This is a genomic window from Antarctobacter jejuensis, from assembly GCF_052266595.1.
In the GTDB taxonomy this organism is placed as follows: Bacteria; Pseudomonadota; Alphaproteobacteria; order Rhodobacterales; family Rhodobacteraceae; genus Antarctobacter; species Antarctobacter jejuensis.
The window spans coordinates 15724-30687 of the sequence record NZ_JBQQXJ010000011.1 but is presented as its reverse complement, the minus strand read 5'-3'; the positions used below and the strand labels follow the sequence as shown (position 1 = coordinate 30687).

General features: G+C 64.2%; 14 protein-coding genes. 8 read left to right on the top strand and 6 right to left on the bottom strand.

Features of this window, described 5'->3' with window-relative positions; all coding sequences use genetic code 11:
* Positions 1-39 precede the first annotated feature (39 nt).
* The 6 genes from dapE to ACTXGA_RS16000 all read left to right on the top strand — a co-directional run bounded on the left by dapE (position 40) and on the right by ACTXGA_RS16000 (position 7362).
* Entirely contained in the window at positions 40-1179 is a 1140-nt protein-coding gene (gene dapE, locus ACTXGA_RS16025) for a succinyl-diaminopimelate desuccinylase (protein ID WP_443395357.1), read from the top strand.
* Positions 1176-1625, top strand: a complete 450-nt coding sequence (locus ACTXGA_RS16020) for a GNAT family N-acetyltransferase (protein WP_443395355.1) — start codon at positions 1176-1178, stop codon at positions 1623-1625. Before dapE ends, ACTXGA_RS16020 begins: the two co-directional genes overlap by 4 nt.
* Before the next feature lie 30 nt (positions 1626-1655).
* Positions 1656-2726: a hypothetical protein gene (locus tag ACTXGA_RS16015; RefSeq protein ID WP_443395353.1), complete on the top strand. Its 1071-nt coding sequence runs from the start codon at positions 1656-1658 to the stop codon at positions 2724-2726.
* Positions 2727-2846: 120 nt separating this feature from the next.
* Entirely contained in the window at positions 2847-5141 is a 2295-nt protein-coding gene (gene rnr, locus ACTXGA_RS16010; protein WP_443395351.1) for a ribonuclease R, read from the top strand.
* 64 nt (positions 5142-5205) lie between these two features.
* Positions 5206-5910, top strand: coding sequence for a helix-turn-helix transcriptional regulator (locus tag ACTXGA_RS16005; RefSeq protein WP_443395350.1), 705 nt, complete (start codon positions 5206-5208; stop codon positions 5908-5910).
* A gap of 66 nt (positions 5911-5976) precedes the next feature.
* Positions 5977-7362, top strand: a complete 1386-nt coding sequence (locus ACTXGA_RS16000; protein ID WP_443395348.1) for a lytic murein transglycosylase — start codon at positions 5977-5979, stop codon at positions 7360-7362.
* Positions 7363-7435: 73 nt separating this feature from the next.
* On the opposite strand, the gene ACTXGA_RS15995 is transcribed toward ACTXGA_RS16000, so the two are convergent.
* The 5 genes from ACTXGA_RS15995 to gpmI all read right to left on the bottom strand — a co-directional run bounded on the left by ACTXGA_RS15995 (position 7436) and on the right by gpmI (position 12577).
* Positions 7436-7924, bottom strand: a complete 489-nt coding sequence (locus tag ACTXGA_RS15995; protein ID WP_443395346.1) for a hypothetical protein — start codon at positions 7922-7924, stop codon at positions 7436-7438.
* A complete protein-coding gene (locus tag ACTXGA_RS15990; RefSeq protein WP_443395582.1) occupies positions 7924-8409 on the bottom strand; it encodes an RNA pyrophosphohydrolase in 486 nt (161 codons plus the stop codon). The genes ACTXGA_RS15995 and ACTXGA_RS15990 overlap by 1 nt, the downstream gene beginning before the upstream one ends.
* Positions 8410-8617: 208 nt before the next feature.
* Complete coding sequence (locus tag ACTXGA_RS15985) at positions 8618-9955, bottom strand: S41 family peptidase (protein ID WP_443395344.1); 1338 nt, start codon at positions 9953-9955, stop codon at positions 8618-8620.
* Between the two features lie 7 nt (positions 9956-9962).
* Positions 9963-11075 carry a murein hydrolase activator EnvC family protein gene (locus tag ACTXGA_RS15980; protein WP_443395342.1) on the bottom strand — a complete coding sequence of 371 codons (1113 nt, stop codon included), beginning with the start codon at positions 11073-11075 and terminating at the stop codon, positions 9963-9965.
* Entirely contained in the window at positions 11072-12577 is a 1506-nt protein-coding gene (gene gpmI / locus ACTXGA_RS15975) for a 2,3-bisphosphoglycerate-independent phosphoglycerate mutase (protein ID WP_443395341.1), read from the bottom strand. Before gpmI ends, ACTXGA_RS15980 begins: the two co-directional genes overlap by 4 nt.
* Before the next feature lie 320 nt (positions 12578-12897).
* On the opposite strand from gpmI, the gene ACTXGA_RS15970 reads away from it, so the two are divergent.
* On the top strand, positions 12898-13152 hold the full coding sequence (locus ACTXGA_RS15970; RefSeq protein WP_443395339.1) for a hypothetical protein: 255 nt from the start codon (positions 12898-12900) through the stop codon (positions 13150-13152).
* 89 nt (positions 13153-13241) lie between these two features.
* On the opposite strand, the gene ACTXGA_RS15965 is transcribed toward ACTXGA_RS15970, so the two are convergent.
* Positions 13242-13673, bottom strand: a complete 432-nt coding sequence (locus ACTXGA_RS15965; protein ID WP_443395338.1) for an NUDIX domain-containing protein — start codon at positions 13671-13673, stop codon at positions 13242-13244.
* A gap of 34 nt (positions 13674-13707) precedes the next feature.
* On the opposite strand from ACTXGA_RS15965, the gene ACTXGA_RS15960 reads away from it, so the two are divergent.
* Positions 13708-14961 (top strand): DNA polymerase IV, encoded by a 1254-nt coding sequence (locus tag ACTXGA_RS15960; protein WP_443395580.1) that lies wholly within the window; start codon positions 13708-13710, stop codon positions 14959-14961.
* The last annotated feature ends 3 nt before the right edge of the window (positions 14962-14964 follow it).

Below are 14964 nucleotides of genomic sequence, written 5' to 3'. Positions count from 1 at the left end.
AACGCCACAAAAACCGCCACCGAACAAAGGACGCCGCCCATGATCGACCCGGTCGACCTGACAGCCCGCCTCGTCCGCTGCCCCTCCGTCACACCGGAAGAAGGCGGCGCACTGACCCTGCTGCAAGCGGAACTGGAGGCCGGCGGTTTCACCTGCACCCGTGTCGACCGCAATGGCACGCCCAATCTCTTTGCCCGCTGGGGCACCAAGGGCCACGCAAGGACCTTCGGCTTCAATGGTCACACCGATGTGGTGCCCATCGGCAACCGCGATGACTGGACCTTTGATCCCTTCGGGGCCGACATTCATGACGGCTTTCTTTACGGGCGCGGCTCCACGGACATGAAATCCGGCGTCGCCGCCTTTGCCGCCGCCGCGATCGATTTTGTCCGCGACACGCCCCCCGACGGCGCGGTGATCCTGACCATCACCAGCGATGAAGAGGGCGATGCCACCGACGGCACGGTGGCCCTTCTGGACTGGATGGCCGAACACGGTGAACAGATGACCGATTGCCTTGTGGGCGAACCCACCTCGCCCGACCACATGGGCCAGATGATGAAAATCGGGCGGCGCGGCTCCATGACCGCATGGTTCACCGTGACCGGCGTGCAGGGCCATTCCGCCTACCCGCACCGCGCGCTGAACCCGATGCCCGCCATGGCGCGGCTGATGGACCGGCTGGCCAGCCACACGCTGGATGAGGGCACCGCCCATTTCGATCCCTCCACGCTGGCCGTGCTGACCATCGACACCGGCAACCCGGCCACCAACGTGATCCCCGCGCAAACCCGCGCCGCCGTGAACATCCGCTTCAACGACATGCATACCGGCGCGGGCCTGTCGGACTGGCTGCGGGCAGAGGCCGCAGAGGTCGACGCCCAATACGGGACCAAGACAGAGGTCAGGATCAAGATTTCCGGCGAAAGCTTTCTGACCCCGCCGGGCGCCCTGTCGGACCTCGTGGCAAAGGCGGTGACGGTAGAGACGAACATCACGCCGGAACTCTCGACCACCGGCGGCACCTCTGACGCGCGTTTCGTGAAAAACCACTGCCCGGTGGTGGAATTCGGCCTTGTGGGCAAACGGATGCACGCCGTCGATGAACGGGTCGAGGTGGCGCAGGTGCATCAGCTCAAATCCATCTACACCCGCATCCTGCGGGAGTATTTCGCGTGACCGGGATCGAACGGACCACCGACATCGCCGCCTGCCACGCGCTGCGGCGCGCGGTCTTCATCGACGAACAGGGCATTCCAGAGGCCGACGAATGGGATGATCTGGACGATACGGCCGTGCATCTGCTGATCCGCGACGGTGACAGGCCGGTGGCCACCGCGCGCCTGATCAAACACGGATCCACCGGCAAGATCGGGCGCATCTGCGTGTTGTCGGACTGCCGGGGGCGCGGGCTGGGGGCGCAGCTCGTGCGCCACGGGGTCGCCCTGTTCAGCGCCGACAGCGACATCGCCGAAATCCGTCTCAGCGCGCAGGAACACGCCATCCCCTTCTATCAGGCGCTGGGTTTCGTGGCGCAGGGACCGGCCTATGACGATGCGGGCATCCCCCACAGGGACATGATGCTGCGTCCCGCCGAAACCGTTCAGGACGGCGCGCCCCGCTGACCGCGCCGCGACATTGAAAAGGGTCAGGACATGGCAAGAGGCTTGATCTCCTTCGGCGCGCGCAGCCTCCTGTACCTTGTCGCCTTCTTTCCGCTTTTCTACCTCGCCTATAAATTCCACGTCCCGGATTTCGGCGGATCGGACTACTATCACTACCACCGGATGTACCTCAGCCCGCTGGATTTCAGCGCAGCGGACGCGCCGTGGGTGCTGCGCCAGATTCAGGCGGTGATCGTGAACCTGCTGTTCGAGGCCGGGTTGGACTACGACACCGACATCGCCTTCACCGTCGACGGCTTTGAACGCGGCGTGTTCTTTTCCGCTCTTGCGGTCAATTACATCTCCGTCGTGCTGACCGCCGCCTTGCTGGGGGGCCACCTGCAGCGCCAAACAGGGCGGCCCGATGCCCTGTCCCTGTTTGTGCCCGCCGTGATGGTCCTCAACTTCAGTGTCCTGTTCTTCGCCTATTCCGGCCTGACAGAGGGGCTGTCGCTCTTGATGTTCACCGCCGCCTATCTGGCCTATCGCGCGGGGCGTTACCTTGTCTGCGCGCTGGTCGTCCTTGCGGCGGCTTTTCAGCGAGAGTTGATCCCGCTCATCCTGCTGGCCCTCATCGCGGCTGACCTGATCGCGGCGGGCTGGCAGCAGGATGGCAGGGCCCGTCTGACGGTTCTGATCTGCGCCGCCCTCAGCCTTGGCGCCCATGTCCTGCTGCGGGCCAACCTGCCGGGCGACAGCCACGGCGCGCAATTGTCCCCGCACGCATGGCTCGATGCGTTTTCCGGTTTCGGCTTTGCCGACGGGGATTTCCTGTTTCAGGTCTTGCTGACGCAGAACTTTGCGGCACTGGTTGCCCTTGCTGCGCTGATGTTCACTCTCACCCTGCGCCGTCTGCCGCGGGTCGACCGCTGGCTGGTGATCGACTGCGGCGTGACCTTCGCCGTGATCCTTGGCGTCGGCATCGCGGCATCGGTGGGCAACAACGTGGGGCGTCTGCTGATTTTCTGCACTCCGAGTCTGGCGATGATCCTTGCCGGAATCGCCCGCGACTGGACCGCGCCATCGGATGCGGAAATCCGGGCAAAGCCTAACGATTGGTAAAATCGCGGCTGTAAGTCCTTGATTCTGCATTCCCCCTAAGGTGTCCACGCGTGGACACCTCTTTTTCACGGCCTGCGGAATCGACATGACGCCGCCACATGCCCGTGCTACCTCATCCGCATGAGCAAGCTGCCCACGAAGGAAGAGGTCCTCGACTGGATCTCCGCCAACCCGACCCTCACCTCGAAACGCGACATCGCCAAGGCCTTTGGCATCAAGGGGGCCGACCGGATCGACCTCAAGCGCATCCTGCGCGACCTTGAGGACGAGGGGCACCTTGAAAAGCGCCACAAGACCTACCGCGACCCCGACCGCCTGCCGCCGGTCAGCGTCCTTCAGGTCAAGGCCCCGGATGCCAACGGCGACCTCTTTGCCCGGCCGCTGGAATGGCATGGCGAAGGCGTCGAACCCGTGGTTCTGATCATCGCCCGCGCCACCGACCCCGCGCTGGGAGAAGGCGACCGCATCCTTGCCCGGCTGCAGGTCGTCCACCATGCCGACCACAACTACGAGGCCCGCCTGATCCGCCGCATCGGCGCCAGCCCCCGCAAGGTGGTGGGCATCTTCCGCAAAGGCGCCGAGGGCGGGCGCATCCTGCCAATCGACAAGGGCTCGGACAAGGAATGGAGCGTCGCCCCCGACGCCACCGGCGGCGCCCAGGAGGGAGAGCTGGTCGAAGCCGAACAGGCCGGACCCGCCCGCGGCCGACTGGGCCTGCCCAAGGCCCGCATCACCCTGCGGCTGGGCGATCCCACGGCCCCGCGCGCCGTGTCCCTCATCGCCATCCATCAGCACGGCATCCCCGACGATTTCCCCGAGGACGTGCTGGCCGAGGCGGACGGCATGAAACCGGCAGGCCTGGCGGGCCGCACCGACCTGCGCGAGATGCCCCTGATCACCATCGACCCATGGGACGCCCGCGACCATGACGACGCGGTCTTTGCCGAACCGGACGAGGATCCGCAGAACGAGGGCGGCCATGTCCTCTGGGTCGCCATCGCGGATGTAGCCCATTACGTCACGCCCGGCTCACAGCTGGACCGCGAGGCACGTAATCGCGGCAACTCTTCCTACTTCCCCGACCGGGTTGTGCCGATGCTGCCGGACCGGCTGTCCGGCGATCTCTGCTCGCTCCACGAAGGCGTTCCGCGCGCCTGCATAGCCGTCCGGATGCGCATCGACGCGGCGGGCAACAAGCTGGGCCAAAAGTTCTATCGCGGCCTGATGCGTTCCCCTGCCTCGCTGAACTATCAAGAGGTTCAGGCGGCCATCGACGGCAAGCCGAACGACAAGACCGGCCCCCTGTTGGAACCGGTCCTGAAACCACTCTACGCCGCCTATGCCGCCCTGCGTGCGGCCCGCGAACGGCGGCAGCCGCTGGACCTCGACCTGCCGGAGCGCAAGATCCAGCTGGACGATGAGGGCAAGGTCACCTCGGTCGATTTCGCCGACCGTCTGGACGCGCACAAGCTGATCGAGGAATTCATGGTGTTGGCCAACGTGGCCGCCGCCGAAACCCTGATCGCCAAGGACACGCCCCTTCTGTTCCGCGTGCACGAAGAACCGCCGCAGGACAAGCTGGAGAGCCTGCGCGACACCGCCGAGGCCGCCGGGCTGACGCTGGCCAAGGGGCAGGTGCTAAAGACGCATCACCTGAACCAGTTGCTGCATCAGGCCGCCAAGACCGGCGAGGCGGAACTGATCAACATTGCCACGCTGCGGTCCATGACGCAGGCCTATTACAGCCCCAAGAACTTTGGGCACTTCGGTCTCGCGCTGCAGAACTACGCGCATTTCACCTCTCCCATCCGGCGGTATTCGGACCTGATCGTGCACCGGGCGTTAATCTCGGCTCACAAGTGGGACGACGACGGCCTCAGCCATCACGATATCGAGACGCTGGACCGCACAGCGCAGCACATCAGCGACACGGAACGCCGGTCGATGATGGCCGAACGCGACACAACGGACCGCTATCTTGCCGCCTACCTGTCGGACCGGCTGGGGGCAGAGTTCTCGGGCCGTGTTTCCGGCATCGCCAAGTTCGGCGTTTTCGTGAAACTGGATGAGACCGGCGCCGACGGGCTCATCCCGATCAGCACGCTGGGCAATGAGTATTTCCATTTCGACCGGGACGCCGGCACGCTGATGGGGGCCGATACGGGGCGGATCATCGGGCTGGGCATGCGCGCGCGGGTCAAGCTGGTCGAGGCCGCGCCGGTGACCGGTGGCATCGCCTTTGAACTGCTGGAACTGGAAGAAGAGGAATACGCCAGTGTCCGGGGCCGTGGCCCGCGCGGCAAGGGGCGCGGGCGGGGCAAGCCTGGCACCTCTCCCCGGCGCAAACTGGCGAAGGCCAAGGCGAAGGACGCCAAGACCAAGCGCAAGGTCACGCGGCAACGGCGGTCCAAGTAGGCGCAGCAAGGAACCGCTGCGTCTGCTGTCACTTTTCGTCAGCGTGCTGTAGGAAACTGGCAGCATGTCCAGAACCGCCCGCCTGTTCCAATTAATGACCGCCCTGCGCCGCCTGCCCGCGCCCGTGACTGCGGCGCGGCTGGCCGAAGAGACCGGCGTTTCCGCCCGCACGCTGTACCGGGACATCGACACATTGCGCAGTCTGGGTGCGGTGATCGATGGTGAAGCCGGGTTTGGCTATACCCTGATCGAAAGCGCGCATCTGCCGCCGCTGGGCTTTGACGATGACGAGCTGGAGGCGCTGATCCTTGGCCTGCGTGAGGTGACGGCTGTCGGCGACCCGGCGCTGGCGGGCGCGGCGGACTCGGCTCTGGCCAAGCTGCGCGCACGACTGCCAGAGGCACAGGCGCACCGTATGCGGCACGCCGTTCTGACGGCGCATCGGTTTTCGCCGCCACCCGCACCCGCAATCGACGCCAAGGCCCTGCGTCAGGCCTGTTGGGACGAGGTGCAGGTGGTGTTCGACTATTCCGACAAGACCGGACAGGCGACGCGGCGCGAGGTGCAGCCCCTGTCGATCGTGCTGTTCGACCGCAGTCATTGCCTGCTGGCTTGGTGTCTGTTGCGGCAGGATTACCGCGCCTTCCGGTTGGACCGGATGGCCGATCTCTGCCGCACGGGCACCAGCTTTCGCCCCGAACGCGTACCGATGCTGCGGACCTACATGGACAGAATCCTGCCGGCGGGAAATCGCACGGAGCAGCGGTGAGCCTTTGGCTTGTTCCGCAATTAGCGTTAATCTTATGTAAAACAAATGAGCAGCAGGATCGGAACCATGATGCAGCGTGCGATGACCGGGCTTCTGGCCCTTGTTATAACGGTTTCACCCGCCCTTGCCGAAGCGGTCAAGACATCGCTGCGCCCGGTGGCGCGCGGTGATGTCATTGATCTGGTGATGGCGGAGGCGGACATCGTCAGTCGCGCAGCCATCGTCAGCACAGCCGAGGCCGTGCTTGGGACCTCTGGCGCAATGACCCGCCCTGTTCTGCGCCCCGCCCATATCGCCGCCGAGGCGATGCTGTCCGCGCGCATCAACGGCACGCAGGCCGGATTTGAGAAATGGCTGCAAGAGTTCCGCCCCCGCGCGATGGAACAGGGGATCAGCGCCGCCACCTTTGACCGCGCTTTCAAGGGGGTAACGTTCGACCGCAAGGTTGTCGAGCGGGACCGGAACCAGTCCGAGTTCACCAAGACACTGTGGGATTACCTTGACAGTGCCGCCTCTGACGCGCGCATCCGAAATGGCAAGGCCGCGCTGAACAAAAACCGCAGCCTGCTGGAAAAGATCGAAGCGGAGTATGGCGTCCAGAAAGAGATCGTCGTGGCGATCTGGGGCCTGGAATCGGCCTATGGCACCTTTCGCGGCAGCACACCCGTGATCGAGGCGATGGCCAGCCTTGCCTATGATGCGCGCCGGGCGGAATTTTTCGAAGGCGAATTGATCCACGCGTTGACGATCCTGCAGGACGGCCACACCAACGAGGCAAATCTGCGCGGCTCCTGGGCCGGGGCGATGGGCCACACGCAATTCATGCCCGGCTCTTTTCAACGGCTGGCTGTGGACTACAACGGCGACGGCAAGCGCGATATCTGGGGCGACGACCCGACCGATGCGCTGGCCTCGACCGCGAACTACCTGAAATCGAATGGCTGGAAGACCGGCGTGCCATGGGGCGTCGAAGTGACGATTCCAAGGAACTTCGACTACATGGACGCCAAGCGCGAGATCACGCGCCTGCCCTCGGCCTGGGCCCGCAAGGGGGTGCTGGGGCTGGATGGCAAACCGGTGCAGGATTTCGGACCCGCCTCGGTCCTGCTGCCTGCGGGACACTCCGGGGCGGCCTTTCTCATCTTCGACAATTTCGAAGTGATCGAAACCTACAACACGGCCGATGCCTATGTGATCGGGGTCGGCCATCTGGCTGACCGGATCAAAGGCGACGGCCCGATCAAGGGCACTTGGCCCCGCACGGACCGGGCGCTGACCTTCAAGGAGCGGATCGAGTTGCAGAAACGGCTGACTGCCGTGGGCTTTTCCACACAGGGGATTGACGCCAAGATCGGTCCGCTGACGGTGGAGGCGGTGCGCCAGTACCAGAAGTCACAGGGGCTGGTGCCTGACGGCTATGCTTCTCTCGCCGTGCTGAACCGGCTGCGGTAGGGGGCGTTGCCCCCGCCGTCACCTGCGTGACGACTCCCCCAGCGGTATTTCGAAAGAGAAGAAGCGCTCAGGCTCAGGGGCGGAAGGGGCGTTCCTCGCAGGGGCCCCCGGCATAGCAGGTATGGATGCGGTTCAGCATCCGGCGCGTAGGATTGACATAGAGCCAGCTGCCGCAGGGATCCGCCTGCAGGATGCGCTTGCCGTTTTCATGTTTGATGAAGGCGAGGTAGCGCGCGCCACTCTTGGGCTGCGCACACCACGGGCCCGCGCAGAGCACGCGCAGGGTGACATTGGCCTGAAACGGTGTCTTGAAGCCGTTTGCGTCCAGCGCGTAACCCACCATCTGCGCCCTCAGATCGGTCTGTGGCGGCACGTTCTGCTGCTGATCCCAGTCGACCTTGGGCAATTTCCCTTCGGAGAAGTCCAGACGGCCCACGGCCACCCCCCAGCGCAGGGGGGATTTTTCGGCTGCCTTGAAGTCGCGCACCGGGTCGGCGGGCAGGCAGGACAGGGACAGGGCGGGCGTGGCCAGAAGGCAGGCGGCGATGATCAACCAGCGCATTACAGGTGCTCCTTGAAGGATGCGACGACCTGCTCGTAGACCGTGCGTTTGAACGGGACGATCTGGGCCACCACCTCATCCGCAGGCAGCCAGCGCCATTCGGAGAACTCCTGATGGTCGTCCGCATCTATGCGGACCTGATCATCCGTTCCGTGAAAGCGCAGCAGGAACCATTTCTGTTCCTGCCCCTTGTACCGGCCTTTCCAGATTTTCGGCACGATATCGTGCGGCAGGTCATAGGTGATCCAACCATTGGTTTCCGCCTCGACCGTAACCAGATCGGGCGACACGCCGGTTTCCTCCTGCAATTCGCGCAGCGCCGCCTCTTTCGGGTCTTCGCCCTTGTCGATGCCACCCTGGGGCATTTGCCACGCGGGGACCTCGCTATCGGTCCGCTGGCCCACGAAGGCATGGCCCTCTGCATTGACCAGCATGACGCCGACGTTGCGGCGATAGGGCAGTTTCGCGATTTCGTCCGGGGTCATGGTCTTGTGCTTGCTCATGGCGCATCCTCCGTTGCGGCGATTTAGCCGTGCTTCAGCACCTGGGGCAAGTCACGCGCCGGCAGGTCGTAGGCATTCTGCGCATTCTCTCCGGAGGCTGGCGACAACACCCTCTGAATTGCCGGATACCGCAAAGAAAATCCGGCGACCCGCGGGCCGCCGGATTCAAAAATCACCTTGGCGATCGGTCTTAGTCCCGGTTGCCCAGTGCCGACAGGCCCTTGAGGATGTCGATGGCATAGGCCAACTGATAATCCTCTTCGCGCAGTTTGGCGGCCGCTTCGGCCTTGGCGCGGTCAGCCTCGATCTGCTCGATTTCTTCGGGCGTCAGCGAGTCGTTGTCGAGGCTGCCGCGCAGGTCCGCCTCGGACCGGGTGAAGGGATTTGCCGGATCCTCATCGGGCTCTGCGTTGGGGTCCCGACGCGGCTGCTCCACCACGATGTCCGGGGACACACCCAGCGCCTGGATCGACCGGCCCGACGGTGTGTAGTAGCGCGAGGTGGTCAGGCGCATGGCACCATTGCCGCGCAGGGGCATGACCGTCTGGACCGAGCCTTTGCCAAAGCTCTTGGTGCCGACGACGATGGCGCGGCGGTGATCCTGCAGCGCACCTGCGACGATTTCCGACGCCGAGGCAGAGCCACCATTGATCAACACCACCAGGGGCTTGCCCTCGGCAAGATCGCCGGGCTGCGCATTGTAGCGGTCACCATCCGCCGGATCGCGGCCCCGGGTCGAGACGATCTCTCCCTTTTCGAGGAAAGCGTCGGACACGGCGATGGCCTGGTTCAGCAGGCCGCCGGGGTTGTTGCGCAGGTCGATGACAAAGCCGTTCACCGCATCCATGCCGCCAGCGGCCTCGACCTGCTTGGCGATACCATCGGCGAGGTTCGGATAGGTCTGGTCGTTGAAGGTGGTGATCCGCAGCACCACGGTCTCCCCCTCGGTGCGCGAGCGCACGGCCGTCAGCTTGATGGTGTCGCGGATGATGGAGACGTCAAACGGCTCGTCCACGCCTTCGCGCACCACGGTGATGACGATCTCGGACCCGACCGGACCACGCATCAGGTCCACGGCATCGTTCAGGGTCAGGCCAAGAACGCTCTCTCCATCGACGTGGGTGATGAAGTCACCGGCCTCCATGCCGGCCTCCATGGCAGGAGTACCGTCAATCGGGGAGACGACCTTGACGAAACCGTCTTCCTGCGTGACCTCGATGCCCAACCCGCCAAATTCGCCACGGGTCTGCACACGCATGTCGGCGGCGTCCTCGGGCGGAAGGAAGCTGGAATGCGGGTCCAGCGAGGTCAACATGCCGTTGATGGCCGCCTCGATCAGCTCTGTCTCGTCCACTTCCTCGACGTATTGCGCGCGGATACGTTCAAAAATGTCGCCGAACAGGTCCAGCTGTTCGTACACCGTCTCGGACCGGCTGCCTTCCTGAGCCAGCAGCGGACCCACGAATTGCGTGGTCGCCACGATAGACGCCAATGTACCGCCGACCGCGGCCATCACGAATTTCCTCATTCCTCAATCATCCCTTGTCGGTTGCGAACCACCGCAGTGGATCTTCGGGCACGTCGCCCTCTCTGACCTCTATATAGAGCGTTTCCGTTCTGCCTGCGCCAGTCCCATCACCGGAAGGTGACACATTATTGTCAATGCTCCCGCCCATGAGGCCAACCGGAGATCCCGCAGGCAGCACCTGACCGATTTCTCCATAAACCACGTCCAGCCCCGCCAAGACGAACATGACATCGGCCTGCGGTTCAAGGATCGTTACAAAACCATAGTCCAGAAGCGGGCCATTGTAGCGGATCGTTGCCGCTGTCGGCGTGGTCACAAGGGCACCGGGGCGGGTGGCGATCACCACACCGGGGCGTGACACGCCCGCAGCATCGCGGTCTCCGGCCTCATGCAGGACGACGCCGCGCACCGGCAGTGGCAGCGTGCCTTTCAGGTCCATGACCGGCGGCAGCGGCGGGCCCTGATCCTCTTCCGCGATTTGTGCCAGCCCGGAGGCAAAACCCTGCAACGTCTCGGTGGCCGAAATCAGGATGGCAGTGCGGATCGGGTCATCCTTGAACCGGCGCGGCAGGTCGGTGCGGTCGGCGATGGCCTGTGACAGGGCGGTGCGCGCCTTTTGCGCGTCTGTCAGCCCCTCCTGCAACGTGTCAGCCGCGCTTTGCTGCAGGGCGCGCAGGGCGCTGACCTCTTCCAGATCGGATCGCAGCGCCGATGCCTTGGCCGCCAGCCCCGGCGTGACGGCGGCAACCAGCATGCCAGAACGCGCGGCCCCCAGCGGCCCCTCAGGATGGAACAGGGTCTGAGGCGCGGCGCGGTCACCCACCGCCATCAGCGCGCCCAGCAGTGAGGCCACCTCGGCCTCTTGCGCGGCCAGCTTGCGGCTGAGTTCCGTTTCGCGGATCGCCGCCGCGCGCAGCCCTTCGCGCATGGCGGCCAGCCCGTCCTCGTAGGCGCGCACCGTGTCGGTCAGCGCCGCAACCCGGTCCTGCGCCTCTTCGGCGGTGCCCAACAGGACAGAAGCGGCTTCAAGCGCCTCTGCCGCCGCGCGCGCCTGCTCTCCCGCGTCCTGCGCGGTCAGCGGCGCGGCCCAGAGGGCAATCAACAGCGCAAGGCGTTTCACGCGATCAGGCTCTCCCCGGTCATTTCCTCTGGCTTTGGCAGGTCCATCAGTTGCAGCAGGGTCGGCGCAACGTCAGCCAGACGGCCATCGCGCAGTTGCACCCCCTCTGGTCCACCAAAGAGGATGACGGGTACAAGGTTGGTGGTGTGGGCGGTGTGCGGCCCGCCGGTTTCCGGGTCCACCATGGTTTCGCAATTTCCGTGATCGGCGATCACCAACAACGCCCCGCCGGTTTCTTCCAGCTTTGCGACCACCCGGCCGAGGCCCGCGTCCACGGCCTCGCAGGCTTTCATCGCGGCCTGCAAATCGCCGGTGTGGCCCACCATGTCCGGATTGGCATAGTTCACGACAATCAGGTCATACCCGTGGTCGATCGCCTCCAGGAATTTATCCGTGACCTCGCCTGACGACATTTCCGGCTGCATGTCATAGGTCGCCACCTTGGGCGATTTGGGCATGAAACGGTCCTCATGCGGTTCCGGCGTTTCCTTGCCGCCATTCAGGAAGAAGGTCACATGCGGGTATTTTTCCGTCTCGGCCAGACGGAACTGCGTCTTGTCCTGCTTGGCCACCCATTCGCCCAAGGTATTGACGATTTCCCGTTTCGGATAGGCGGTGGTCATGTAGGCGTTGTGAGCGTCGGAGTATTCGACCATCCCCAGCAGAGCCGAGAAGTCTTTCTTGTCCCGGTCAAAACCGTCGAAAGACGCATCCCCGATCGCGGCAAGGATTTCGCGCGCGCGGTCCGCGCGGAAGTTGACGAAAAAGACGCCGTCGCCCGGCTGCACGCCTTTGTAGCCGTCGATCACGAACGGCAGGATAAATTCATCCGCCTTGTCCGCGTCATAGCTGGCCTGAATGCCCGTCGTGGCATCCGGCTGCGTGGGGGCATCGCCTTCGATCATGGCGCGATAGGCCTTTTCGACACGTTCCCACCGATTGTCGCGGTCCATCGCGTAATAGCGGCCAGTGACCGAGACGATCCTTGCCCCCTCGGGCAGCGCCTGTTCAAACGCGTCGACCTGCGCCTTGGCCGAGTCCGGCGGCACATCGCGCCCGTCGGTGATGACATGAACCGACACTTTCAGCCCCTGATCGGTCAGCGCCTTCGCCGCCGCCAAGAGGTGCGAACTGTGCGAATGCACACCGCCATCCGAGGTAAGCCCCATCAGATGAGCCGTCCCGCCCGCCTCTTTGACCTTTGCGGCAAAACTCAGGATCTGATCGTTTTCAAAGAATGAGCCGTCTTCGATGGCCAGATCGATCTGGCCCAGATCCATCGCAACCACGCGGCCCGCGCCGATGTTCGTATGGCCAACCTCGGAATTGCCCATCTGCCCTGTCGGCAGACCGACATCCGGGCCATGGGTGATCAGGGTCGCGTGCGGACAGGTGGCTGTCAGCCGGTCCATGGTGGGTGTATGGGCGAGCTTCGGCGCATTGTTCGCCTCGTCCTCGCGTAGGCCCCAACCGTCTAGGATGGTAAGGATGACGGGTTTCATGGGCTCTGCCTCCTGAATTCGGTCAGGGGTGTCATAGCAGGGGCCGTGGGGGATGTGGAGAGCCGGAAAGGGCTGCGGACCGCCAAATCCAGGTCCGTGCAGCTTGCAGCGACAGGTTAAAACGCCTCAGCCCTTGGATCGGTTCCCGGGTTGCTGGGACTGCGGCGAATCTCCGCCAAATTCCTGCGAAACAGGCGAAAATTCGCGAATCTTTCTTGCCAGACGGAGGTTTTCCTGACCTGCGCGGGTGATGAAATCAGAACACGGTCAACCTATATCTTATCCACAGGCCCCGAAGAGGCCGAGATTAGGAGACTGATATGAGCAGTTGGCATCCCCGCATCGACCAGGTGCGTTACAACGCCGCCGAACAATGCTTCGAGGCCCTGGTCACTGTCGTCACGCCGCAGGGGATCTTGCGGATTGCGAGCCAATACGCCGCGCCGATCACGACCGAATTCGAAGAGGCCGCCCGCGGGCTGTGGATTCGCGCCCGCCTGCGCCTTGGCACCCCCGAGATAATGCAGGTCCGCCTGCCCGACCTGCCCGCACCAGAGGTCGAACTGGCCGCCTGAGTTTTTTTCCGGCTCATCATCGCCTGTATGAGCCTCTCCGCAGTTTTCCTTTGTCCCTCGGAAACTGCGGTTGACTGCCGGGGCCCGCCCTACCCAGCGGGTCCCGGCTTTTTCTTCAGATACGCGTGCAGGATTTCGCGAAAATGCGGGATCGCATCCTTTGCCTCGACGAAATCCATGGGCGGAATCGCGTCCCAGCCATCACCTTCGTTGCCAAAAACCACGTCGTTCACGGCGGAGGCTGGCAGATGCGCGGCGAAAAACCAGCTGCGCTTGCCACGGACCTCCCTGAGATGCGCCAGTTGCAACGCCTTTACTTGAACGATCAGCCCGATCTCCTCACGGGTTTCTCGCAGGGCACAGGCCTCGGGGCTTTCTTCCCCGTCGCGCGCACCACCCGGGAAATCCAGAAAACCGGGCCAGGGGATACCCGGCGTGTGATCCCGCCTCAGCACGATCAGCAATGGCCCGGCAAACAGCATCACCTTCGCCCCGGCGAAGTTTTCACGCGCATCGCTCATGGCACCCTTTCCCATCGCGGTTTATATTGAGGTCATGCCAGCCCTTTGCCGCGATTGCATGACCCAATTCGAAAACGGCGCCCGCTGTCCGGCCTGCGGGCGGCCGCGTGTCCTTGCGCATGACGAACTTTGGGACCTTTCCATAGCGCATATGGACTGTGATGCGTTTTACGCAAGCGTCGAGAAACGCGACAACCCGGACCTCGCCGACAAGCCGGTGATCATCGGCGGCGGCCGGCGCGGTGTCGTGTCGACCGCCTGCTATGTCGCGCGCATACGCGGCGTGCGGTCGGCCATGCCGATGTTCAAGGCGCTGGACCTATGTCCCGACGCGGTGGTCGTCAAGCCGCGCATGTCCGTCTACGCCGAGGTCAGCCGACAGATCCGGTCCATGATGGAAGAATTGACCCCCGCGATTGAACCACTGTCCCTGGATGAGGCCTTTCTGGACCTGACCGGAACCGCGCGACTGCACGGCGCGCCGCCCGCCGTCATGCTGGCCCGACTGGTCAAGCGGATGAAAACCGAACTGGGCGTCACCGGGTCCATCGGCCTGTCGCACAACAAGTTCCTGGCCAAGATCGCATCGGATCTGGACAAGCCGCAGGGCTTTGCCGTGATCGGCGCCGCCGAAACTCAGGCCTTTCTGCGCCCCAAACCGATCCGCCTGATCTGGGGCGTCGGCATGGCGACGCAGGAATCCCTGGAACGCGCGGGTATTCGCACGTTCGAGGATCTCTTGCGCTGGGACAAACGCGACCTGACGGCCCGCTTTGGCTCTATGGGCGACCGGCTGTGGCATCTGGCGCGGGGAGAGGATCACCGCCGCGTCACCCGCAACGCGCCGATGAAATCGATCTCGAATGAGACCACCTTCAACGAGGATACCGCCGATCCGGACATTCTGGACGGGCATCTCTGGCGAATGGCGGAAAAGGTTGCGGACCGCGCCAAGGCAAAAGGGACGGCGGGGCGCGTCGTGACGCTGAAACTGCGACGTTCGGATTTTCGCGTCGTGACGCGACGCACCGCGCTGCCGGATGCCACCCAGATCGCCGACCGGATCTATCGCACCGCGCGAGCGCTGTTCGACCAGATGCCGCCGGGCCAGCCCTACCGCCTGATTGGCGCGGGGATTTCGGACCTTGTTCCAGAGGCGCAGGCCGACACGTCGGGCGATCTATTGGATCCACAGGCCGTCACCCGGGCCAAGGCGGAGCGCGCAACCGACGCGATCCGCGCGAAATTCGGCGATGCCGCCATTCTCAAGGGGCGCGCCCTGCGCTGAAGT

Coding starts and splice junctions, on each gene's coding strand:
- dapE (WP_443395357.1), top strand. CDS start 40: ATGATCGACCCGGTCGACCTGACAGCCCGCCTCGTCCGCTGCCCCTCC.
- ACTXGA_RS16015 (WP_443395353.1), top strand. CDS start 1,656: ATGGCAAGAGGCTTGATCTCCTTCGGCGCGCGCAGCCTCCTGTACCTT.
- rnr (WP_443395351.1), top strand. CDS start 2,847: ATGAGCAAGCTGCCCACGAAGGAAGAGGTCCTCGACTGGATCTCCGCC.
- ACTXGA_RS16005 (WP_443395350.1), top strand. CDS start 5,206: ATGTCCAGAACCGCCCGCCTGTTCCAATTAATGACCGCCCTGCGCCGC.
- ACTXGA_RS16000 (WP_443395348.1), top strand. CDS start 5,977: ATGATGCAGCGTGCGATGACCGGGCTTCTGGCCCTTGTTATAACGGTT.
- ACTXGA_RS15995 (WP_443395346.1), bottom strand. CDS start 7,924: ATGCGCTGGTTGATCATCGCCGCCTGCCTTCTGGCCACGCCCGCCCTG.
- ACTXGA_RS15990 (WP_443395582.1), bottom strand. CDS start 8,409: ATGACCCCGGACGAAATCGCGAAACTGCCCTATCGCCGCAACGTCGGC.
- ACTXGA_RS15985 (WP_443395344.1), bottom strand. CDS start 9,955: ATGAGGAAATTCGTGATGGCCGCGGTCGGCGGTACATTGGCGTCTATC.
- gpmI (WP_443395341.1), bottom strand. CDS start 12,577: ATGAAACCCGTCATCCTTACCATCCTAGACGGTTGGGGCCTACGCGAG.
- ACTXGA_RS15970 (WP_443395339.1), top strand. CDS start 12,898: ATGAGCAGTTGGCATCCCCGCATCGACCAGGTGCGTTACAACGCCGCC.
- ACTXGA_RS15965 (WP_443395338.1), bottom strand. CDS start 13,673: ATGAGCGATGCGCGTGAAAACTTCGCCGGGGCGAAGGTGATGCTGTTT.
- ACTXGA_RS15960 (WP_443395580.1), top strand. CDS start 13,708: ATGCCAGCCCTTTGCCGCGATTGCATGACCCAATTCGAAAACGGCGCC.